This window comes from Staphylococcus sp. aM (assembly GCF_052975125.1).
This window is the reverse complement of record NZ_CP121447.1, coordinates 1,026,770-1,047,945: the sequence shown is the minus strand read 5'-3', so window position 1 is coordinate 1,047,945 and position 21,176 is coordinate 1,026,770. Positions and strand designations below refer to the sequence as shown.

At 31.0% G+C, this 21,176-nt stretch carries 23 protein-coding genes and 1 riboswitch; of the genes, 8 read left to right on the top strand and 15 right to left on the bottom strand.

The window, feature by feature from the left end:
* Positions 1–285 precede the first annotated feature (285 nt).
* The 3 genes from P7F85_RS05310 to P7F85_RS05300 form a co-directional block, all read right to left on the bottom strand.
* Positions 286–597, bottom strand: coding sequence for a rhodanese-like domain-containing protein (locus P7F85_RS05310; protein WP_002466229.1), 312 nt, complete (start codon positions 595–597; stop codon positions 286–288).
* Positions 598–620: 23 nt separating this feature from the next.
* Positions 621–3,035 carry a leucine--tRNA ligase gene (gene leuS / locus P7F85_RS05305; protein WP_002466237.1) on the bottom strand — a complete coding sequence of 805 codons (2,415 nt, stop codon included), beginning with the start codon at positions 3,033–3,035 and terminating at the stop codon, positions 621–623.
* A gap of 283 nt (positions 3,036–3,318) precedes the next feature.
* Positions 3,319–4,509 (bottom strand): MDR family MFS transporter, encoded by a 1,191-nt coding sequence (locus P7F85_RS05300; RefSeq protein WP_002466235.1) that lies wholly within the window; start codon positions 4,507–4,509, stop codon positions 3,319–3,321.
* 106 nt (positions 4,510–4,615) lie between these two features.
* Between P7F85_RS05300 and P7F85_RS05295 the strand changes: the two genes are divergently transcribed.
* Both P7F85_RS05295 and P7F85_RS05290 read left to right on the top strand, forming a co-directional pair.
* Complete coding sequence (locus tag P7F85_RS05295) at positions 4,616–5,569, top strand: TIGR01212 family radical SAM protein (RefSeq protein ID WP_002452150.1); 954 nt, start codon at positions 4,616–4,618, stop codon at positions 5,567–5,569.
* The gene (locus P7F85_RS05290; protein ID WP_002466231.1) at positions 5,566–6,129 is read left to right on the top strand and encodes a class I SAM-dependent methyltransferase; all 564 of its coding nucleotides are present in this window, start codon (positions 5,566–5,568) and stop codon (positions 6,127–6,129) included. Before P7F85_RS05295 ends, P7F85_RS05290 begins: the two co-directional genes overlap by 4 nt.
* Positions 6,130–6,182: 53 nt before the next feature.
* Here the strand turns inward: P7F85_RS05290 and P7F85_RS05285 are convergent, their stop codons facing one another.
* On the bottom strand, positions 6,183–6,584 hold the full coding sequence (locus tag P7F85_RS05285) for a transcriptional regulator, SarA/Rot family (RefSeq protein WP_002466236.1): 402 nt from the start codon (positions 6,582–6,584) through the stop codon (positions 6,183–6,185).
* A 403-nt stretch (positions 6,585–6,987) separates the two neighbouring features.
* Positions 6,988–7,815: an alpha/beta fold hydrolase gene (locus P7F85_RS05280; protein ID WP_002466222.1), complete on the bottom strand. Its 828-nt coding sequence runs from the start codon at positions 7,813–7,815 to the stop codon at positions 6,988–6,990.
* A gap of 232 nt (positions 7,816–8,047) precedes the next feature.
* On the opposite strand from P7F85_RS05280, the gene P7F85_RS05275 reads away from it, so the two are divergent.
* Complete coding sequence (locus P7F85_RS05275) at positions 8,048–9,049, top strand: proline dehydrogenase family protein (protein WP_002466244.1); 1,002 nt, start codon at positions 8,048–8,050, stop codon at positions 9,047–9,049.
* Positions 9,050–9,320: 271 nt separating this feature from the next.
* Here the strand turns inward: P7F85_RS05275 and ribH are convergent, their stop codons facing one another.
* The 7 genes from ribH to P7F85_RS05240 all read right to left on the bottom strand — a co-directional run bounded on the left by ribH (position 9,321) and on the right by P7F85_RS05240 (position 16,325).
* The gene (gene ribH / locus P7F85_RS05270; RefSeq protein WP_447158572.1) at positions 9,321–9,779 is read right to left on the bottom strand and encodes a 6,7-dimethyl-8-ribityllumazine synthase; all 459 of its coding nucleotides are present in this window, start codon (positions 9,777–9,779) and stop codon (positions 9,321–9,323) included.
* A gap of 12 nt (positions 9,780–9,791) precedes the next feature.
* Positions 9,792–10,973: a 3,4-dihydroxy-2-butanone-4-phosphate synthase gene (gene ribB / locus P7F85_RS05265; protein WP_015364882.1), complete on the bottom strand. Its 1,182-nt coding sequence runs from the start codon at positions 10,971–10,973 to the stop codon at positions 9,792–9,794.
* A gap of 14 nt (positions 10,974–10,987) precedes the next feature.
* A complete protein-coding gene (gene ribE, locus P7F85_RS05260) occupies positions 10,988–11,620 on the bottom strand; it encodes a riboflavin synthase (protein ID WP_002466238.1) in 633 nt (210 codons plus the stop codon).
* Positions 11,621–11,626: 6 nt separating this feature from the next.
* A complete protein-coding gene (gene ribD / locus P7F85_RS05255; protein ID WP_002466226.1) occupies positions 11,627–12,670 on the bottom strand; it encodes a bifunctional diaminohydroxyphosphoribosylaminopyrimidine deaminase/5-amino-6-(5-phosphoribosylamino)uracil reductase RibD in 1,044 nt (347 codons plus the stop codon).
* A 163-nt stretch (positions 12,671–12,833) separates the two neighbouring features.
* A riboswitch (FMN riboswitch) is annotated at positions 12,834–12,964 on the bottom strand.
* Positions 12,965–13,161: 197 nt separating this feature from the next.
* On the bottom strand, positions 13,162–14,661 hold the full coding sequence (locus tag P7F85_RS05250; protein ID WP_002466241.1) for an FAD/NAD(P)-binding protein: 1,500 nt from the start codon (positions 14,659–14,661) through the stop codon (positions 13,162–13,164).
* A 322-nt stretch (positions 14,662–14,983) separates the two neighbouring features.
* Positions 14,984–15,838 (bottom strand): N-acetylglucosaminidase, encoded by an 855-nt coding sequence (locus P7F85_RS05245; protein ID WP_015364881.1) that lies wholly within the window; start codon positions 15,836–15,838, stop codon positions 14,984–14,986.
* Positions 15,839–16,100: 262 nt separating this feature from the next.
* The gene (locus P7F85_RS05240; protein WP_015364880.1) at positions 16,101–16,325 is read right to left on the bottom strand and encodes a hypothetical protein; all 225 of its coding nucleotides are present in this window, start codon (positions 16,323–16,325) and stop codon (positions 16,101–16,103) included.
* Between the two features lie 192 nt (positions 16,326–16,517).
* Between P7F85_RS05240 and P7F85_RS05235 the strand changes: the two genes are divergently transcribed.
* Complete coding sequence (locus P7F85_RS05235) at positions 16,518–17,006, top strand: sigma-70 family RNA polymerase sigma factor (RefSeq protein WP_002466234.1); 489 nt, start codon at positions 16,518–16,520, stop codon at positions 17,004–17,006.
* A gap of 4 nt (positions 17,007–17,010) precedes the next feature.
* A complete protein-coding gene (locus P7F85_RS05230; RefSeq protein WP_002466246.1) occupies positions 17,011–17,457 on the top strand; it encodes a competence protein ComK in 447 nt (148 codons plus the stop codon).
* Here the strand turns inward: P7F85_RS05230 and P7F85_RS05225 are convergent.
* Both P7F85_RS05225 and P7F85_RS05220 read right to left on the bottom strand, forming a co-directional pair.
* A complete protein-coding gene (locus P7F85_RS05225; RefSeq protein WP_002466233.1) occupies positions 17,432–17,887 on the bottom strand; it encodes a hypothetical protein in 456 nt (151 codons plus the stop codon). The genes P7F85_RS05230 and P7F85_RS05225 overlap by 26 nt on opposite strands.
* Positions 17,888–18,088: 201 nt before the next feature.
* Positions 18,089–18,802 carry a transaldolase gene (locus P7F85_RS05220; RefSeq protein ID WP_002466243.1) on the bottom strand — a complete coding sequence of 238 codons (714 nt, stop codon included), beginning with the start codon at positions 18,800–18,802 and terminating at the stop codon, positions 18,089–18,091.
* 255 nt (positions 18,803–19,057) lie between these two features.
* Here P7F85_RS05220 and P7F85_RS05215 point away from each other — a divergent pair, with 255 nt between their 5' ends.
* The 3 genes from P7F85_RS05215 (at position 19,058) to P7F85_RS05205 (ending at position 20,221) form a co-directional block, all read left to right on the top strand.
* Entirely contained in the window at positions 19,058–19,363 is a 306-nt protein-coding gene (locus P7F85_RS05215) for a hypothetical protein (protein ID WP_002466223.1), read from the top strand.
* A gap of 139 nt (positions 19,364–19,502) precedes the next feature.
* Positions 19,503–19,865, top strand: coding sequence for a fluoride efflux transporter CrcB (gene crcB / locus P7F85_RS05210; RefSeq protein ID WP_002466225.1), 363 nt, complete (start codon positions 19,503–19,505; stop codon positions 19,863–19,865).
* Positions 19,865–20,221 carry a fluoride efflux transporter FluC gene (locus tag P7F85_RS05205; RefSeq protein ID WP_026088921.1) on the top strand — a complete coding sequence of 119 codons (357 nt, stop codon included), beginning with the start codon at positions 19,865–19,867 and terminating at the stop codon, positions 20,219–20,221. Before crcB ends, P7F85_RS05205 begins: the two co-directional genes overlap by 1 nt.
* 59 nt (positions 20,222–20,280) lie before the next feature.
* On the opposite strand, the gene P7F85_RS05200 is transcribed toward P7F85_RS05205, so the two are convergent.
* Positions 20,281–21,117: an aldo/keto reductase gene (locus P7F85_RS05200; protein ID WP_002466227.1), complete on the bottom strand. Its 837-nt coding sequence runs from the start codon at positions 21,115–21,117 to the stop codon at positions 20,281–20,283.
* Between the last annotated feature and the right edge of the window lie 59 nt (positions 21,118–21,176).

Here is a 21,176-nt window from a genome sequence, read left to right as displayed (position 1 = left end):
ACTTCTTGTTGTTTATAATTAATGAACATTTTTAGTGTTTGTATCTTAAATGAATTAAATCGCTATTTAAACCATTCGCTCAATTAATTAATAGTTATTTTGATTTTAACACCAATATTATTCTAAATCTAGTACAAAAAATAAAAATAAAATAGTGTACGTTTTTATTCATATATATCTGTATTTTAAGATGTTAAACTTGAAATGATCTTCATAATTAAAAAAAGCTAGATTAAAGTGCTATATTTACATAGCATTTAATCTAGCTCTATTGATAGATCTTACTTAAATATTATTAATTTCTAATCCTTCTGTGCCCCACTCATTCATACCGCCTTCTACATTAACAGCATGAATATTTGAGTCCTCTAAATATTCAACGACTCTAGCACTTCTTGCACCTGCAGCACAAATAATATAATAAGTTTGATTAGTATCAAATTCATTTAAATGGTCAGGAATTTCATTCATTGGAATTGTTTTCGCCCCTGGAATAATTCCCATAGCTGTTTCATCATTATTTCGTACATCTACAATATTAATTGGATTTGAGTCCAAAATTTTCTCTTTTAATTGATCTATTGTAATTGATTCCATTTGTAAAACTCCTTTAGTATTATCTATTTAGCAACGATATTAACAAGTTTTTGCGGTACTGCAATGACTTTTTTAATTTCTTTACCTTCAATACTCATCTTAACATTATCATTTGCTAATGCTAAATCTTGCATTTCTTCTTTAGATAAATCTTTAGGTATTTCAATTTTAGCTCTTAATTTCCCATTAACTTGAACAACGATTTCAACTTCATCATCAACTAATAATGATTCATTATAAGTAGGCCAAGGTTGGTACGTAATGGTATCAGAATGCCCTAATGTATCCCATAATTCTTCACCAATATGAGGTGCAATTGGTGCTAACATTGTTACAAAACCTTCTATATAAGGTTTATAAATTTCATCCGCTTTATAGCAATCATTAATAAATACCATTAATTGACTGATCGCTGTATTGAATCCTAATGTATCAAAATCTTCTGTTACCTTTTTAACAGTTTGATTATAAGTTTTATCTAATGATTTATTATTAGTTTCAACAATCTTATCTGATAATGAGCCATCTTCTTTTACAATTAATCGCCATACTCGATCTAAGAAACGACGTGATCCATCAAGTCCTTTATCACTCCATGCTATTGCTGCATCTAATGGTCCCATAAACATTTCATATAAACGAAGTGTATCAGCACCATGTGAATTTACAATGTCATCTGGATTAATTACATTTCCTTTAGATTTACTCATTTTTTCATTTCCTTCACCAAGAATCATACCTTGATTGTATAATTTTTGGAAAGGCTCTTTTGTTGGCACTACACCTAAATCATAAAGTACTTTGTGCCAGAAACGAGCATATAAAAGGTGAAGGACTGCGTGTTCTACACCACCAATATATAAATCTACTGGTAACCAATGTTTTAATTTTTCTGGATCTGCAATCATTTTATCATTGTCAGGATCAATGTATCTTAAATAATACCAACAGCTACCTGCCCATTGTGGCATCGTATTTGTTTCACGACGACCTTTCATACCTGTCTTTTCATCTGTGACATTAACAAAATCATCAATGTTAGCAAGTGGTGACTCACCTGTACCTGATGGTTTAATCTCATCTGTTTCAGGTAGTAATAATGGTAATTCTGACTCAGGTACCGTTGACATAGATCCATCTTCCCAATGAATAATTGGTATTGGTTCTCCCCAATATCGTTGTCTACTAAACAACCAATCACGTAATTTATAATTAACCTTTTTCTCACCAGCTTGATTCGCTTCTAATAACTCGATTGCTTTTGAAATGGCTTCGTCATTATACAGACCATTTAATTCTCCTGAATTCACATGTGGTCCATTACCAGTGTACGCTTCGGTCTGTACATCGCCACCTTCAATAACTTCAATTATAGGAAGCTCAAATTTTTCTGCAAATTCATGATCACGTTCATCATGTCCAGGTACTGCCATAACCGCTCCTGTACCATAAGTCGAAAGTACATAATCCGCAATCCATATTGGAAGTTGCTCACCTGAAACAGGATTGATTGCATAAGCACCTGTGAATACACCTGTTTTGCCTTTAGCTAAATCTGTTCGTTCTAAATCAGACTTTTTAGATGCTTCTGTTTGATATGCTTTTACCTCTTCTAATTTATCATCACTCGTAATTTGATTGACCAAAGTATGTTCCGGACTTAATACTAAGAATGACGTACCAAAAATAGTGTCAGGTCTAGTTGTAAAGACTTCTACTTTTTCATCTGTATCTTTAACATTAAATGAAACTCTAGCACCTTCTGAACGACCAATCCAATTGCGTTGCATATCTTTAATTGATTCAGGCCAATCTAAATCCTCTAAATCCTCTAATAATCGGTCTGCATATTCTGTAATTTTAAGTACCCACTGTTTCATTGGTTTTCTATATACTGGATGACCACCACGTTCTGAAACACCATCAACAACTTCTTCATTTGAGAGTACTGTACCTAGTGTTGGGCACCAGTTGACTGCTACTTCATCTACATATGCTAATCCTTTATTATAAAGTTGAATAAAAATCCATTGTGTCCATTTATAATAGTTAGGATCTGTTGTATTAACTTCTCTATCCCAATCATAACTAAATCCTAATTCTTGTATTTGACGTTTAAATGTTTGAATATTTTTTTGAGTAAATTCACGTGGATCATTCCCTGTGTCTAGGGCATATTGCTCTGCAGGTAAACCAAATGCATCCCATCCCATTGGGTGAAGTACATTATACCCTTGCATACGCTTATAACGTGATATGATATCTGTTGCAGTATAACCTTCTGGATGTCCTACATGTAGACCAGCACCAGATGGATATGGAAACATATCTAATGCGTAAAATTTCTTCTGACCTAAATTATCTTGTGTCTTAAATGTTTTGTTGTCTTCCCAATATTTTTGCCACTTCTTCTCGATTTCGTTATGATTGTAATTCAATACGTTTCCTCCTATTCAATAAAAAGACACCCCTCACTAGTGATTAAGGGACGACCATAGCCGCGTTACCACCCTTATTCGCATATTCTGCGCACTTCATTCAATAGTAAGAGATGTCATCATTAAATTCGTTATATGTTTAATAATGTTATTTATAGTCCTTAACACTAGTTCTCACCACACTAGTTCTCTGTAGAAAAGCGTCTAATAACATGTTATTACAAATTAATAGTATTTGATTATGCGTATGATTGCAAGAGGTTAATGTCAATTTTTCATTATTCTAATTTGATTGATAGTCTAAATATTTTTTAGCAGCTTTACTTTTCGCAAAAAGGCTTAAAATGATGATAGCTAAACCTAGTAATATGATCATGGTTAAAAACATCATTCGCATATTAAATAAATCTACGAGTAAACCACCAAACAATGGCCCTAGAGCTTTGCCAACTGTCGATGCTGAATTTACAATACCTTGGTATTGCCCTACTTTTCCTTTAGGTGCTAACTGATTGGCTATGGTTGGTACTGCTGGCCAAACAAACATTTCACCAAATGTTAATATCACCATACCGATAACAAACATTGAAAATTGATGTGCAAAGCTAGTTACTAAAAATGATCCCATAAATATTAATATTCCTACAAACATTTGCTTTTTTAAATTGCCTTTTAAAAGGATAATAATAGGTCTTATTAAAGGTTGTGCTATTAAAATCATAATTCCATTTATTGTCCATAATACACTGTACTGAGACATTGATATATGGATAGATTGCGTAAATGAAGCAATTGTAGTTTCCCACTGTATGTAACCAATCCAACATATAGCGAATACGACACAAACTAATAATAAAGAGATAAATCTACTAATATTCTCTTGATTATTTAAATCAATATTATCTTGTCTTTTAACTTTAGCGTTAATTTCTAAATTAAATTGCGTGATTGCCACTATGGCGAAAAGTACATACATAACTAGATTTGCTATAAATATATAATTAAAACTTAACTCTGCAACAAATCCACCTAATGCTGCACCTAATGCAACGCCAATATTTTGCGCTAAATAAATGGCATTAAACGTTTGTCTACCACCATTTGGCCATACTGCTCCAGCCATAGCATAAATTGCGGGGATAATCATACCGCCGCCAAATCCTAGTAGTACAAGCCATACAGCATACCACGGCCAACCGTGAAATAAATTTAGTAATGTCGTACTAAATAAACAAGTAAATGTGCCGATAAGTATGGTTTTATAACCACCAAGTTTATCGAATAATACACCGCCAAGTAAATTGCCTACAACCATACCCAAAGAATTAATTAATAAAACTATACCAGCAATTGTTAAACTTTTATTAAGTTCTTCTTTCATGTAAATCGTATTTAATGGCCACAAAAAGCTGGCGCCCGTAATATTTAAAGCCATACCTATTACAAGCCACCATACTGATTTTGGTATATTCATTTCTTGCGTTCTCCTCTTTATATTTTTCTCAATCTATAATAGACACTATAACATTAAAGTATGTTAAAATCTTTATTTAGATACAAAACAGAAAGGAAAATGTCTTATGGGTAATTTCTTCCCGTATGCTTTTGAAGATAAAAGATATCACACTTGGAATTATCACTTAAAAAATAAATTTGGTCGAAAAATATTTAAAGTTGCCTTAGATGGTGGTTTCGACTGTCCAAATAGAGATGGTACTGTAGCTCATGGTGGATGTACATTTTGTTCAGCAGCTGGTAGTGGCGATTTTGCAGGAAATCGTGCTGATCCTATTGAAGTACAATTCCAACAAATCAAAGAAAGAATGCATGAAAAATGGAGTGAAGGTCAATATATCGCTTACTTTCAAGCCTTTACAAATACACATGCTCCTGTAGAAGTATTAAAAGAAAAATATGAACCTGTCCTGAAAGAAGAAGGCGTTGTAGGTTTATCAATTGCTACTCGTCCTGACTGTTTACCTGACGATGTTGTTGAATATTTAGCAGAATTAAATCAAAGAACTTATCTTTGGGTAGAACTTGGTTTACAAACTGTACACCAAACGACTTCGGACTTAATTAATCGTGCACATGATATGCAAACGTATTATGAAGGTGTCGCTAAATTACGTAAGCATAATATCAACGTATGTACACATATCATTAATGGGTTACCAGGTGAAGACTATAACATGATGATGGAAACTGCACGTGAAGTTGCTCAAATGGACGTCCAAGGAATTAAGATTCATTTATTACATCTATTAAAGGGCACGCCAATGGTAAAACAATATGAAAAAGGCATGTTAGAATTCATGTCACAAGAGGATTATACAAACCTCGTATGTGATCAACTTGAAATTCTTCCACCTGAAATGATTATTCACCGTATTACAGGAGATGGTCCAATTGACTTAATGGTTGGCCCTATGTGGAGTGTAAATAAATGGGAAGTGCTAAATGAGATAGACAATGAATTAGCACGTCGAGATTCATATCAAGGTAAAAAGTTTGAACATAAGGTGAAATCATGAAACTAGAACGGATACTCCCCTTTTCAAAGATTCTGATTCAAAGTCATATTACTGATTCTAGTATCGTCATTGACGCTACTTGTGGTAATGGAAACGATACTTTATTCTTGGCACAACAAGTGCCTCATGGATTTGTATATGGCTTTGATATTCAACAATTGGCTATCGATAATACTAAAATGAAGGTATCTAACTATTCAAATGTAAAACTGATTAAAGATGGTCATGAAAATGTAAAACAATATATTACTAAAGACCATATCGGCAATGTCGATGCTGCTATATTTAATCTTGGTTATTTACCTAAAGGTGATAAATCAATCGTTACTACACATCAAACAACTATAAGTGCCATCCAAAATATTTTTGATTTATTGAATGAAGAAGGTATCATTATATTAGTGATTTATCATGGTCATGATGAAGGTAAAATTGAACGAGATGCATTAATGGATTATTTAACACATTTAGATCAAAAACAAGCACACGTCTTACAATATCAGTTTATAAATCAAAAGAATAATGCACCATTCATATGCGCTATTGAAAAAAGAGGTTAACGTTATTAACGCGACAAAGAAGGGACCTAAAAAGGGCCCCTTCTTTTTTGATATTATACAGCTAAGATTGATTTTAAGCTTGTCTGCATAGGTTCTGATTTCGATGTAATTGTTTCCCCAATGAAATCAAGTAAACCATCTTTTTGTTTTGCTAATTTTTCATTAAAATGAATAATAACAGTACGTTCATCGTCATGTGGACGCTCTTTATATATCCACCCTAAATTAACTAAATTATTGTAAGTTCTTGTTCGCTTATACGGCTTAATTTCAACAAACTCGTCCATTTCTTTTAATGTCATTGAACCTTTTTCCCATAGGTTTAATAAAATTAAAATCTCTTCTTTAGACATGTCATATTCTTTTTGAATTGTTTCAAATATAGAATTAACATCGGCTAACAACTTGTCTAACTGTAAAATACCATAAACTCTTTCATTTTCATTTTGATTCATAGTTAACATCTCCCAAAATAACAAGTTAATTTTATCATTTTCTAAAATAACCGACTCCCAAATTTCTATCATCGGTTAATTGAAAAATTGTCAATATTGCTTGTTCATATTAACAGAACATTTGATAAATGAAATGCTTGGTTAAGACTTGTGTATTTTACTATAAATGTGACATATAAAAATATAATTTTGTAAAATGGTTCGATTTCAATACACGAAGTCTTATTACATATTAAAATTATATTTTTAATCCAAACAAAATATATCAATATTACATTAAAATTGCAACTATAAATTAAAAAAGATTTTACGTATTTATCTCCATTAACCTTATAAAAAAGATTAATAGTTTTCTACTACTTTTTCACAAAAAAACCAGGTTGCTTAAACAACCTGGTTAGAATCATATATCTTCAATTTCATCTTCTTCAACAATAAATCCCATAGTATTTACACTATTATTAAGGAAAGTTAGTACATAACGCATCACTTGGTCTCGCTCTGGCTCATTATGAATCTCATGGTATAAACCATTCCATACTTTATAATATAACTCATTTGTTACTAGTTTATCTTTAAATGTTTCAGTTGCATTGATTTCTGAAATGATATCTTCACTACCTGTCATAATTAAAGTTGGTAATGGTTTGATATCTTTGATGTGTTCCATTGTCTCTTTCATCATTTCATTTACAAGGTTATACCAATGATATGTCACTTTTTTCAACATTAATCCATCATTGACTGTATCTTCAATAACTTCATCATTACGTGTTAGGTCTTGAGCTGTGATACCAATTTTAAATCGAGTATCTTTGGATACTTTACCAACATTAGAGAGTAATTTATTCTTTCTATCCTTACCTGATTGTTTAAATTCTAATAATGGTGAAATGAGCATTAAACCTTCAACGGGTAATTCAATTCGCTCTAATAAGTTAATTAAAATTAAACCACCTAAACCTACACCAAGAATAAAGGTTGGAATTTTATACTCATTAGCAATTTTAATCCATTCTAATATATTCTCATGATATTCATTAAAATCTTCAATTTGTCCTTTATTAGCTCTAGACGTTTGGCCTTGTCCAGGTAGATCACCCATTATGACATGATAACCATTTCTTCTTAACATCGTAATAACATAGGCATATCGACCAGTATGTTCTAATATATTATGAGCAATGACAACAACGCCTTTTGCGTCATTTTCAGTTTCCCACTTCCACATTCTTAAATTGCCCCTTTTTTCAAAAATCTTCAATAGCATAATTATACCAAAACATTACAATTAATTGCCATTTTAATCTATTATCTTAAACATGCAGACATGCCTACCTCAAAACCGTGTAATATTACTAAAAACATTATTAAATTCTTTATGTAAACGCTTTCTCAAAAATATGTTTCATGATACACTATTTTAAAACTACCAATGATATTTGGTTATGGAGGTATGTACGATGGGAGTTTTCAAAAATGTATTTATAACTTTGTCTAATAACAGTTATTTAAATAATGCTGCTAAACAAGTTGGTCCAAGACTTGGTGCTAACAAAGTAGTAGCTGGTAACACAATTCCACAATTGATAGAAACAATTGAGTATTTAAATGAAAACAAGATTTCTGTTACTGTTGATAACTTAGGGGAATTTGTGACAACAGAGCAAGAAAGTCAACAAGCTAAACAAGAAATATTAGAAATCATGGAAGCCATAAGCCAATACCATGTTGATGCACATATGTCAGTCAAATTAAGTTTATTAGGTAGTGAATTTGACTTAGAACTTGCATACCAAAATTTGAGAGAAATTTTACTTAAAGCTAATGAATATGGGAACATGCATATCAATATAGATACTGAAAAATATGATAGCTTACAACAAATTATTGAAGTTTTAGATCGATTAAAGGGAGAATTCAAAAATGTTGGTACAGTGATTCAAGCATATCTCTATGATGCTGAAAAACTGATTGATAAATATCCTGAGTTACGATTAAGACTCGTTAAAGGGGCATATAAAGAGGATGCCTCTATTGCATACCAAACTAAAGAAGAGATTGACGCAAATTATATTAAAATAATTGAAAAAAGACTTTTAAATGCGCGTAATTTCACTTCAGTTGCAACACATGATCATAATATTATTAACCATGTGAAACAATTTATGAAAGAAAATCATATCGAAAAAGAGCAAATGGAATTCCAGATGCTATATGGTTTCCGTTCAGAGTTAGCTCAAACAATTGCCAATGAGGGCTATCATTTTACAGTATATGTCCCTTATGGTGATGATTGGTTTGCTTACTTTATGAGAAGATTAGCAGAACGCCCACAAAATTTATCATTAGCAGTTAAAGAATTTGCGACACCAGAGACATTGAAAAAAGTTGGTGTTTTCTCAGCTATTGGTATAAGTGTTGCTTCTCTTGTAGGGTTAACTACTAAGTATTTACGTAAATAAAATCATTAAAAAAAACTGCCCACAAAATACTAATTTTGTAGGCAGGCTGTACAGGTTGAGACATAAATATATATTTCAAGTTACATTCATGTATAAGCAGTAGTTGACTGTAAAGTCATTCTTTTTCTTTAGAAATTAGTATTTCTTATGCATGAGTTTCACTCATGTATTCCTATTTTAAAGTACACATTAGCTGTGGCTAATGCGTAAGAACCACTTCATATTCAATGATTAGTGGTTCTTTATTATTTCTGTCCCTCTCCTTTCTTGTTTAAAATTGTTTCAATAAATTAGCCATTTCTATTGCACTTACAGCCGCTTCAGAACCTTTATTACCTGCTTTAGTTCCTGCACGTTCAACTGCTTGTTCAATACTTTCCGTAGTTAATATACCAAATATAACAGGCACATCTGTTGACTCATTAGCTTTTGATACACCTTTTGAAACTTCATTACAAACATAATCATAATGCGATGTCGCCCCTCTTATGACACATCCTAATGTGACTACTGCATCATATTTACCTGTTTGAGCTAATTTTCTTGCAACCATAGGAATTTCAAAAGCACCAGGTACATAAGCGACATCAATATTATTTTCGTCAACATCGTGACGAATAAAAGTATCCTTAGCACCCTCTAGCAAACGTCCTGTAATAAAATCATTAAATCTACTCACTACAATAGCAACTTTTAAATCTTTACCTACTAATTTTCCTTCAAAATTCATTTTATGATCCTCCTAAATTAAATGTCCCATTTTTTCTTTTTTAGTTGTCATATAGTCATGATTATATTGTGTTTCTGGTACAATCACTTCTATACGTTGTTGAATATTAATGCCATATTCTTTTAATCCTTCAAATTTCTTCGGATTATTACTTAATAAATTTACTTTTTCTATTTCAAAATATTTAAGAATCTGTGCAGCTATATTATAATCTCGTAAATCTTCATCGAATCCTAATGCTAAATTAGCTGTAACAGTATCATAACCTTTTTCAATTAATTCATAGGCACGTAATTTATTCATGAGTCCTATGCCACGCCCTTCTTGAGGTAAATAGATAATCATTCCACCGTTTTGTTCTATATAATTCATCGAAGCTTCTAATTGAGCACCACAATCACATCGTTGGCTATGGAAAATATCACCCGTAAGGCATGCAGAATGGATACGCACATTTTCATGTGATCTAATATCACCTTTAGTTATAACGACGATTTCTTCTTCACTATAATCAGTTGTAAAACCATACATATCAAATGTACCAAAATCGGTTGGCATTTTTACTTTCGCATTAAGATTTACATGTGATTCATTAACTTGACGATATTCTATTAAACTTTCAATCGTAATCATAACTAATTGATGTTTCTCTTTAAATGCTTGAAGATCTTCACCCTTAGCCATAGACCCATCATTATTCATAATTTCACAAATTACACCTGCAGGTTTAGCACCTGTTAATTTAGCAAGATCTACTGCCGCCTCTGTATGCCCATTTCTTTCTAACACACCATTATCTTTAGCAATTAAAGGAAATAAGTGACCTGGACGGTTAAAATCTGAAGCTTTTGCATGCTCTTCGATTAGTGCTCTTGCAGTTAGTGTTCTCTCATTCGCACTGATACCTGTTGTTGTATTCTTATGGTCAATACTTACAGTAAAATTTGTCCCATACACGTCTGAGTTATGTGATTCCATCGGATGGAGCTCTAGGCGTTCACTAATACTTGAACTGATAGGTGTACAAATTAACCCACGACCTTCTCTAGCCATGAAATTAATCGTATCGTCTTTCATCCATTCAGTTATTGCTATTAAGTCGCCTTCATTTTCTCTATCTTCATCATCAACTACAATAATACTTTCACCTTGTTTTAAAGCTTTTAAGGCTAATTCAATACTGTCGAACTTCATGTTTATTGCCTCCCCTAAAAACCAAATGCTTTTAGTTTTTCTTCTGTTAAACTCGATTGATTATGATTTAAAATATTTTCAACATATTTGAATAATACATCTGATTCTAAATGTACGTTATCTCCCACTTTTTTACTAGATAAGATGGTGGAACGTCTTGTTTCAGGAATCAAATGTATATCAAAAGCATCTGAATGAAGATCGAAAATCGTTAAACTTGTACCATCAACTGTTATCGATCCTTGTTTAACCATTTGATTAAGTATGGATTTGGATGCTTTAATTTGGATAATCATTGAATTGGCAGATTCATTAATTTTAGAAATCGTTCCTAAATGATCAACATGACCTAACACAAAGTGACCACCAAATCTGCCGTTTCCACTCATCGCTCTTTCTAAATTAACTTTCGTATGGCGTTGAACATCAGAGAGGTAAGTTTTATTTTCTGTGCCTTTAATCACTTGAACAGAAAATGTTTGGTCATCAAAATCAATGACAGTCAAACACGCACCGTTCACACTAATTGAATCACCAATATGCATGTCTTCTAGTATTTTTTCGGCAGTAATTACTAATGTTCGAACTGAATTTTGATTACGAACTTCTTGTACCGTTCCTATTTCTTCAATGATGCCTGTAAACATTTGCAATCACTTCTTTCTCAAAACTAATTTAATATTTTGATGTATTAACGTGGAATTAACAATTTCAAATTGAGTTGTATCTGGTAATGATATAATTTGGTCAGTTTGGAAAAATTGATTCTTACCAGAACCACCTATTATTTTCGGGGCAAAATAAAGTACAAGGTGATCTAAATGATCTGATTGGAGAAATTCTGAAGTAATTTCGGGACCTGCTTCGACTAACAGTTTCCCGATACCTTTATGATATAAATCTTTTAAAATAGATTTAATCTCACATTGTTCCATATATATAATAGTTACATTACTATTGTCTACTGTTAAATTTTTATTTTCTGTATAGATCCAAATGGGAGAAGCGTTGTCGTGAAATAGTTGTTGACCAAAATCTAATTTGCCACTTTTACTAAGTATGACACGAATTGGATGTTTACCGTCAGCTATCCTTGTCGTGTACAAAGGATCGTCAGCTTCTATCGTTTTACGTCCGGTTAATACTGCATCGTGACTATGACGTAATTGATAAACATCTTTTTTTACATCCTTATTAGTAATCCACTTACTCTCGCCATCATCGGTAGCTTGTTTACCATCTAAACTAGCAGAAACTTTCACAGTTAATTCGGGAATGCCATTCCTTTTAGCAGTGAAGAAATCTTGATAAAGTTGGGCTGCAACGGCATTATATTGAAATTCAACTTCAATGCCTGCATTCTTCAATATGTCATCACCTTTTGAAATGAGTGTAGTATCTTTAACAGCATAAATGACTTTTTGAATACCTGCTTCGATGATTTTATCTACACATGGTGGCGTTGAACCATGATGTGTACATGGTTCTAATGATACATATATTGTCGCACCTTTTGCTTCTGATTGTGCCATGTCTAAAGCTTGAACTTCAGCATGTTTATCACCTTTTCGTAAGTGAGCACCAATACCAACTATTCTACCGTCTTTGACGACAACCGAACCTACAGGAGGATTAACACCTGTTTGTCCATCAACCATTTGTGCAAGTTGAATAGCATAATTCATAAATTTACTCAAAATATCACCTCTAAAATTAAAAAGCCTTACACCAATGAAATGATACATTTCAAGGCATAAGGCGAAATCATATATTTTTAAACAAGCATATTTATATCTAAAAAATAAAAATATACTTATTAATACACATACTTATACAAATATATGTTAATGTCGATAAACGTCATTCTTTCTCCCATCCAGACTTTAACTGTCGGCTCTAGAATTTCACTAGATCAGCCACTAACAAATGTTAGCAGGTCGCAGGCTCATATAACTGCCGGTTGGGAATTTCACCCTGCCCCGAAAGAATTTTATATGAAATTGTTAAAGGTTAATTGAGTATTGTATTCTGATTTACTACAATTCAAATCATACTACACCTTTTTCAAAAATACAATTACTATACATTGTACTTAATTAAAGTAATACTTTTAAATTAAATCATCGGATTTTGTTTCTCTTTTAAATAAAATATGGATTTAAAAATAACCGAATATCATTAATCAACGCTAAATGCTCTCTTCGTTTATATTTTCAAAGTCTTGTTGAGTGTCATACAATCTATCAACTGCATTAGCCACTTGGTTAACAATCATTTTGACACCGTTTCTAAGTTTATTGACGCCATTTGTCATTTGTCCTATCGCTATGACATTAGTTAAAGTACCAAATCTAGGACTAATAACCTGGTTCGTTTCAGGAATAATTTGTATACCACCCATGGGATGAGATTGTACAATTTGCCTATTTTCTAAATTACGAATTAATTGGTCATCTTCATCTAGCTCAGATAAATGGTTTTTAGATCCAGTTGCATTAATGACTACATTAAAATCTTCAATGTCATTCTCATTTTCATATTGTAAATGGAATAATCCGTCCTCATGATATACATTTTTTAAATTTTTACGGATAATCAACGCCTCTTTTTCTAATAACTCAATAAGTAATTTCGCAGTTCTAGGTGGCATTGGATTAGAATTGAGTTGAATCATTTTAGTATATTTCTCTTGGAATATTTGTTGATCTTCAAAACTTAAACTATTCCAAATCCAATTTAAATTTTCCTTTAAGTATTCAATTATACTTTGGAAAATTCCCATTTCCTTTTCATGTTCTAAATCAAACTTTAAATCATTAATATGATTTCCAGTTCTTCTATTGATTAATTTTTCAAAATCTATACCATAGTCGCTACATTCTTTTAAAAATAAATCTACTGCTATATCTAATGGGACATTCCCATAATTCTGTGCCTGTAAATCATTAAACTTTTGTTTTGTTAAATGTGTAAATTCTATATCTACCATTTGACCTCTTACACTAGGTAAATTGGCAGATCGACTAGTCATTAAAATAGGCAATCTAGGGTGATGTGCAGTGACATATCGAATAACATCTAGACTTGCTAGACCAGTACCAAGAATTGCAATTCTATCATCTTCATTTACATCATCTAATGAATTGTATGTAGGGTAAGGTGTCGGTTTAAACCCTTTTATACCTTTTAAATGATATGGATCGTGATATGCAAATGTACCAAAGGTTAAAAATAAGTAATCATATTCTCGCCATTCTTTCATATCATCTGAGGTACAAACGTAATATTTAAGATTTGTTTCGTCTACTTTTGAAGTCGTAAATATTTCACGTACTTTATGATTGATAATTGTTATATTTTCATATTGATCATCAAATTTGGATAAATATGATTTCATATAATGTCCAAATACAAAACGTGGTAAATATGTAGGATTATCGAATTCAAATTCTTGCTGATGTTGATACCATTTCCAAAACTCTTCATCATCATCTAAATTTAAACTCATTTTTTTAGACGGCATATTAATAAGTAATTCACTACTATCATTTTGAAAAGGAACACCCTGTCCCATATTATTGCGGTCATCATACACATCTACTTTTAATTTTTCAAAATGGTCATGTTTGACAAGTTGACGTAAAACACTGACACCGGCTGTGCCCATTCCTATTATAGCTACTCGCATTGTTATATCATCCTTTATCTAAAATCTATTTCTGTGATAATTTTTCTTAATAATTCCTTTTTCAAGTTCATAGATTATCAAAAATTAGACTTTCATATTTACTCATATATATCCTAATCTTCAACAATTTAATCCTTTATAATTTGTGATAAAATCTTTCTAAGAGGTGATGAAATGAAATTAATTTCTAAAATCATAGCACTCACTATTATAATATTTTTATGGATGACACGTCATAATAAAGCTGAATAATACAGTTAACGTATACAAAAATGCCTACAACAGTTATTACCGTTGCAGGCATTTTTCCATATTAGCTTCATTATTTCTTCAAATGATCTTTATCATCTTTATAAACATATAACTTGAAATATTTACCTTCAGTTTTCATATCTTTATAAAAATCCGCGATGATAGTGGCATTACTTTCAGCCCATTTAATGTCAGTTGCATATTGATGTTCACCAGGATTCTTAGGATTCCATCTCATACTGTATAGTGTATCTTGATCTTCATGTTTTAAGAAATGATTATGAATGAAATCAGCACCACCATAAATGGCTTTTTGAGGTGTGTCCCAACCATGTTTTTTAGCATATTCAGCACCTGTCTTAACAGGATCTTTGTCTAATGCTCCTACACCGTAAAAGTTGTAGTATTTCTTACCATCAATTTCTACACCTTTAGATAATTCACTCTTAGCAGCACCTGTTTCTAATAACGCATGTGAAATTAAATAAACTTCATTTACATGTTTATCTTTCGCTGCTTTTGTAAAGTCATCAGTATGTTTCAATAAAGTTGGTCGATCAACTAACATACGCTTAATTCTTTTTTCATCAATACCTTGATATTTAGATAAATCTAAAAACTGATATTTTTGTACGTCACTATCGATAAATTGACTACTATCCATAGCTGATTTTATTTCAGTTGATGATGCATCTCTCCACGCATCATTGTTTTTATTCGATACTTGTTGACTCGTATAGTTATCTATTTGTTTCTTTGCGGCTTTATCTAAAGTTACATCTAATTTCTCAATCTTCTGTTCTTCTTTTACGTGTTTAAAGAAGATTTGGTCAGAAACCATTGAGAAAAAGATAATTGCTCCAATTACAAAGATAATCAGCAATCCTAAAATTGCAACAATAGATCCCTTTTTGTGCTTCGTCATATTCACACCTCTTAGGTCAATGTTGTTATTCTTTTCAATTGTATTACGATAATAAAGTTTAACATTATTAATTCTGATTCACAATTTAATATATACTTTGTTACAAATTCATAAATAAAAAGTAATAAAAATGAAACTTTTGAGATGAAAAAGATTTAGACAACAATATTGACACTATCTTCAGGAAAATGATGCACGAATTATATGCATGCAATTTACATATGATAGTGTCAATTCAATTTCTATGTCTAAACCTTTACCATTATTTATTATGATTTTTATATTCCATCATGATAAAACTTACAGCTTGTGATCTATTTTTATAAAAATATTGATTTAAATCAATTGTTCCTTCAATTTCACCATCTCTATATTTCATTTCATTAGTAAAATTATTAATCATTACAAAATCTGAGCGATCTTTAATTCGATCTAAATCGTCATTGCGTGCGAAAAAATGTTCTAAATTTAAGTGTGCGTAATCCATACGTACCTCCTATCAAACTTTGCTCTATTTAAACAATACGACAATGTAATTGTAAAATTTAAATACCTAGTTATTTTCTATGCTTACTATTTAACACCTATTTTTACAATTAAGCAAATGAAATTTTTTATTAAATATTTTAAATTCATTTTATCCGGAAAAACGCTTTATGTACATAAATAGGAGAAAACTTTGGAATTCAAGATTATCTATCAAGAGTACAACAAAATCATACATTATTTGTTAAAAAGATACCAAATCACTTATAATTATGACGAGTTTTATCAATTACTGTTAATCCAATTATGGCACTTAACTCATAATTATCAACCCTCAAAATCTCACAAATTATCCTCTTATCTTTTTATTAGGCTAAACTATTATCTTATCGATATATTTCGCAAAGAAAACAAAAAATTATCTACTATAAATATTGATACAACTGTCTACTCAAAAAATGAACCCATTCAATTTTTAAACGAAGATGCATTACTTTTGCAAGACATTTATTATCTATTAAATAATCAAGAAAAACAATGGTTAGATTTAAAATTATTGGGTTATAAACAATTTGAAATCGCAAATATAATGCATCTTTCTATATCAACTATTAAGAAAATTAAAAAAGTAACTCAATCCAAAATTATGCAGCATTTACAATACAACCTAGAAAAGGAATGACAACATGAATCAAATTACAACATCTCAATTATTATATATTGAAACAGAGATAGGTCCAAAAAGTGTTACTCGATGTCATTATCAACAATATGCCATTTCACTACCGCTTACTATCAATAATACATTAATATATCTATTAGAATTACATCAAAAATCATTACCGCTTCAAAAGAAACTTGCTAAACGACTACTTCAAATTAATAAAAAGATACCTCTTTACGTTAATGAGACACTTATCTTGTTCCCTCTTAAAAATCATCGTTCTCCTATTCAAATTTATATTAATGCATACTATATTATTGGAATTCAATCAAAAAGCGATGCCACACTCATACAGTTTTCTAATACTAAATCTCTAGTAGTAGACGAACCTTACACTTCTATAATAAAAAAATGGCAAGAAAGCTTACTTCTTTGCCATTTGATTACACATTCGTATTCTGCTTATTAAATTTATATTCTAATAACTTTTTAGTAAAAAATGCAGTTACTTTCTTAATTAAGAACAGAGAAATAATCATCAATAGAATCGCACCTACGATAATTAATATCACTGTTACTGTTGATAAAGTGACTTGTGGATTAATAAAATAATTAACAGCTGTGAGACTTGTAATTAATCCAAATAGAAAGCCACCTAATAATATCACATATGTAAAAACGATTCCCATCAATAATAGAATTAGACTAAATGAACTTATATTTTTTTGTCTAAATACTTGAGTTCTTAAAAATTGATTTGAAAATTTGACAGGCTTATTTAAAACATCAGTCTCATGTTCATCCAATTGGTTCAATTCCTGATTAAGTTGTTCTTTTTCATTATTATTTAAGAACCATAATTGCTTTTTTACTCTAGCACTAAATGTCTTTTTATCCATAGCTAGAATTGCACCTCTACTCTAATTGGTTATTTATATATCATAGATGACTTTGAACAATCATTCAATTCAAAATTAAAAATCTTAATAAGAAAAGCCAATCTAACGTACATTGTTTACTTAAAATAAAAGTTGAAAATATGTACGTGCGATTGGCTACTATTTTGACTCATTCTTCATCTTCTATCATTTTATGATTATTTATAAAATAGATAACCCTGAACTTTGAATATCTTTAGCAAAGCCTTTGACTGTATCAATAGATAGTCCTTCGACATCTCTACCTAAATTATTATTGACCTTCTTAACAACATCTGCAGGACATGTAATGATATCAGCACCAATTTCATCAGCTTGCATTACATTAAATAATTCACGGCAACTAGCCCATAATAATTTAACGCCTTTTTTACTATGTGTAATTTCGACAGCTTCCTTCATCAATGGTAATGGATCTACACCAGTGTCGGCGATACGACCAGCAAATACAGATACATATGTTGGTACCCCTTCAGTTACAGCTTCAGTAATTTGTTTAACTTGTTCAATCGTATAAACAGCAGTTACATTCAGTCTTACTTGTTTAGCTGATAAAGCTTTAATTAATGGAATGGTAGACGTACCATCAGTTGTAACAATAGGAATTTTAACAAATACATTATCACCATATTGTTTTAAGATTTCAGCTTCTTTTTCCATTGTTTCTAAATCATCTGCGAATACTTCAAATGAAATTGAAGCATCCGGAATTTCTCTCACTGCTTCTTCAGCAAATGCTTTATAATCTGTTACGCCAGCTTTTGCCATTAAACTAGGATTAGTTGTAAATCCATCAACCTGTTTGTTTTTGTATGCTGCTTTCATTTCTTCGATATCTGCACCGTCAGCAAATACTTCTACGTTTAATTGTCTCATAATGAATTCCTCCTTAATCGATAACATTGATTTAATGTTATTGATTACTATATTTAAGTATGTAAATGCTTTAATTTAACATAACTTCATTAATTATTTATAAATAATTTATAACATGCTTTTGAAATGTAAGCGAATTATTTGCCTATATCATAGGATTTCGATTTTCAACGCATTTTTTATATTAATTTATACTATTCTCATATCCTAAAAAATGGTAGTATATTGTAATGATAACCATCTAGGAGGATGCGCATGTCAAAATCAAAAATCTACTTTTATATTACATTAATATTATTAGCGATAAGCTTTTTCTTTAATACAAATAATCCTTTATTGAATAGTGTTTTAGGTTCATTCGTTAAACTGGTCATTGCATGTAGTGTGATCAATGTCATTATATTGATTGCTTCAGTGATATTTGCAGATAAATCTATCAAACACGCGCGTGAAAAGCAAGATTGGATAAGAATTGCCAGTAAGTTTTTACCTATTCTTATTTTCATCGTAATTATCATTCATATTTTATCCTCATTACATACCTATGGTTTCCTTTTTTAATGGATAACGTAGTGTGGATTTATTCAAATCAACCTTTTCTATGAGAATTGGTTGATTTAGTTTTATATATGACATTCAACTAACTCAAGATATATGATTTTATATTTTAAAACAGATTAAATTGAAAGGACTTTTGAAAATGCAATATTTTTATATTTTTATCGGTGGTGCCTTTGGTGCATTATTGAGATATCTGTTTTCTTTCTTTAATCATGGACATGACATACCTATAGGCACATTAAGCGCCAATTTAATAGGTGGCTTTTTTATGGGATTTTTGTCGGCTTTAACAATTAAGCTATTTAACAACAATCCTTTATTAAAAAAAGCCGTCACTACTGGATTCATGGGTGCATTGACTACATTTTCTACATTTCAATTCGAACTCGTTCAAATGTATAATCAGCAACAATGGGCGTTATTAATCATTTATGCTTTGATAAGTTACATCCTTTGCATTCTTTTATGTTTACTAGGTAAGAAATTAGGTGAGCAGTTATGATAAAGACAATGATATTAGTTATGCTTGGTGGCGGCATCGGTGCGATGATCCGTGCGATAATATCAAATTACTTCAATCAATTTATTACCAAATTACCTGTGGGTACATTGATAGTTAATATTATGGGATGTGTGTTAATTGGCACCGTATCTGGATTATCACTGCACATCAATTGGATAAATTCATTCTTCATCACAGGTATTTTAGGCGGATTAACAACATTTTCAACCTTATCTAATGAACTTGTAGGCATGGTATCACCTAAATTTAAGCCTATACCTTTTATTATTTATACACTCTTGCAATTTGTAGGCGCATTTTTAAGTTGTTATTGGGCTTATCATTTATTTCAATAGTTGATGATATATTAAAACCACGTCCCCCCTTTCAATTTGAGGACGTGGTTTTGTCTTTTTTATTGGCCATTAAATTCTGATGGATCAGGTCCAATTCTTTTATTTTGATTAAGGTCATCTAATTTTTTCATTTGGTCATCATTCAATTCAAAATCTAATATATTTAGATTTTCATCTATACGGTGTGGTGTCACAGATTTAGGGATTGTTACTACTTGATGTTGATAGTTCCATCTAATAATCACTTGTGCTGGCGTTTGCCCAACTTCTTGTGCTACCTGATTAACTATTTCATCATCCAATATTTGAGCATTCATTAATGGTGACCAAGATTCCATCACGATATTTTGAACATCTAAATATTGTCTTAACTCTTTTTGAGTTAAGTATGGGTGGAATTCAACTTGATTGATGACTGGTTTAATAGATACTTGAGCCAATAATGCTTCAAAATGATCTACATTAAAGTTACTCACTCCAATGTTTTTAACACGCTCTTGTTTATATAAATCTTCCATACCTTGCCATGTATCTATCATTAGTGCTTCATTCGTACCTGGCCAATGCATTAAATATAAATCTAGATAATCTAAGTCTAATCTTTTCAAACTATTTTCATAAGCTTGTTCAACATTTTCTCTACCAAAATCTTCTAACCATAATTTTGAAGTAATAAATAAATCCTCACGTTTTAAACCAGTGGATTCAAGTCCTTCTTTAATACCTTGGCCTACTTTTTCTTCATTACCATATACCTTTGCTGTATCGATACTTCTATATCCATTTTCAATTGCGTATTTAACAGCTTTTGTACAATCATCATTATTTTCTACTCTAAATGTACCTAGACCAACTTTCGGCATCGTGTGTCCATTATAAAATTTAATATTGTCCATACATTCCCACTCCTTAAATACAATTTCATTATTTCTATACCCTATGAAAGTAAATCAAA

Bases quoted from the DNA above. Each gene is read 5' to 3' on its own strand.
- ribB (WP_015364882.1), bottom strand. From the start codon at position 10,973: ATGAAGTTCGACAGTATTGAATTAGCCTTAAAAGCTTTAAAACAAGGT.
- P7F85_RS05285 (WP_002466236.1), bottom strand. From the start codon at position 6,584: ATGAATCAAAATGAAAATGAAAGAGTTTATGGTATTTTACAGTTAGAC.
- P7F85_RS05240 (WP_015364880.1), bottom strand. From the start codon at position 16,325: ATGGATTACGCACACTTAAATTTAGAACATTTTTTCGCACGCAATGAC.
- P7F85_RS05215 (WP_002466223.1), top strand. From the start codon at position 19,058: ATGTCAAAATCAAAAATCTACTTTTATATTACATTAATATTATTAGCG.
- P7F85_RS05220 (WP_002466243.1), bottom strand. From the start codon at position 18,802: ATGAGACAATTAAACGTAGAAGTATTTGCTGACGGTGCAGATATCGAA.
- ribH (WP_447158572.1), bottom strand. From the start codon at position 9,779: ATGAATTTTGAAGGAAAATTAGTAGGTAAAGATTTAAAAGTTGCTATT.
- P7F85_RS05230 (WP_002466246.1), top strand. From the start codon at position 17,011: ATGAATCAAATTACAACATCTCAATTATTATATATTGAAACAGAGATA.
- P7F85_RS05295 (WP_002452150.1), top strand. From the start codon at position 4,616: ATGGGTAATTTCTTCCCGTATGCTTTTGAAGATAAAAGATATCACACT.
- P7F85_RS05225 (WP_002466233.1), bottom strand. From the start codon at position 17,887: ATGGATAAAAAGACATTTAGTGCTAGAGTAAAAAAGCAATTATGGTTC.
- crcB (WP_002466225.1), top strand. From the start codon at position 19,503: ATGCAATATTTTTATATTTTTATCGGTGGTGCCTTTGGTGCATTATTG.
- P7F85_RS05275 (WP_002466244.1), top strand. From the start codon at position 8,048: ATGGGAGTTTTCAAAAATGTATTTATAACTTTGTCTAATAACAGTTAT.
- P7F85_RS05310 (WP_002466229.1), bottom strand. From the start codon at position 597: ATGGAATCAATTACAATAGATCAATTAAAAGAGAAAATTTTGGACTCA.
- ribE (WP_002466238.1), bottom strand. From the start codon at position 11,620: ATGTTTACAGGCATCATTGAAGAAATAGGAACGGTACAAGAAGTTCGT.
- P7F85_RS05245 (WP_015364881.1), bottom strand. From the start codon at position 15,838: ATGACGAAGCACAAAAAGGGATCTATTGTTGCAATTTTAGGATTGCTG.
- P7F85_RS05300 (WP_002466235.1), bottom strand. From the start codon at position 4,509: ATGAATATACCAAAATCAGTATGGTGGCTTGTAATAGGTATGGCTTTA.
- P7F85_RS05200 (WP_002466227.1), bottom strand. From the start codon at position 21,117: ATGGACAATATTAAATTTTATAATGGACACACGATGCCGAAAGTTGGT.
- P7F85_RS05250 (WP_002466241.1), bottom strand. From the start codon at position 14,661: ATGCGAGTAGCTATAATAGGAATGGGCACAGCCGGTGTCAGTGTTTTA.
- P7F85_RS05290 (WP_002466231.1), top strand. From the start codon at position 5,566: ATGAAACTAGAACGGATACTCCCCTTTTCAAAGATTCTGATTCAAAGT.
- P7F85_RS05280 (WP_002466222.1), bottom strand. From the start codon at position 7,815: ATGTGGAAGTGGGAAACTGAAAATGACGCAAAAGGCGTTGTTGTCATT.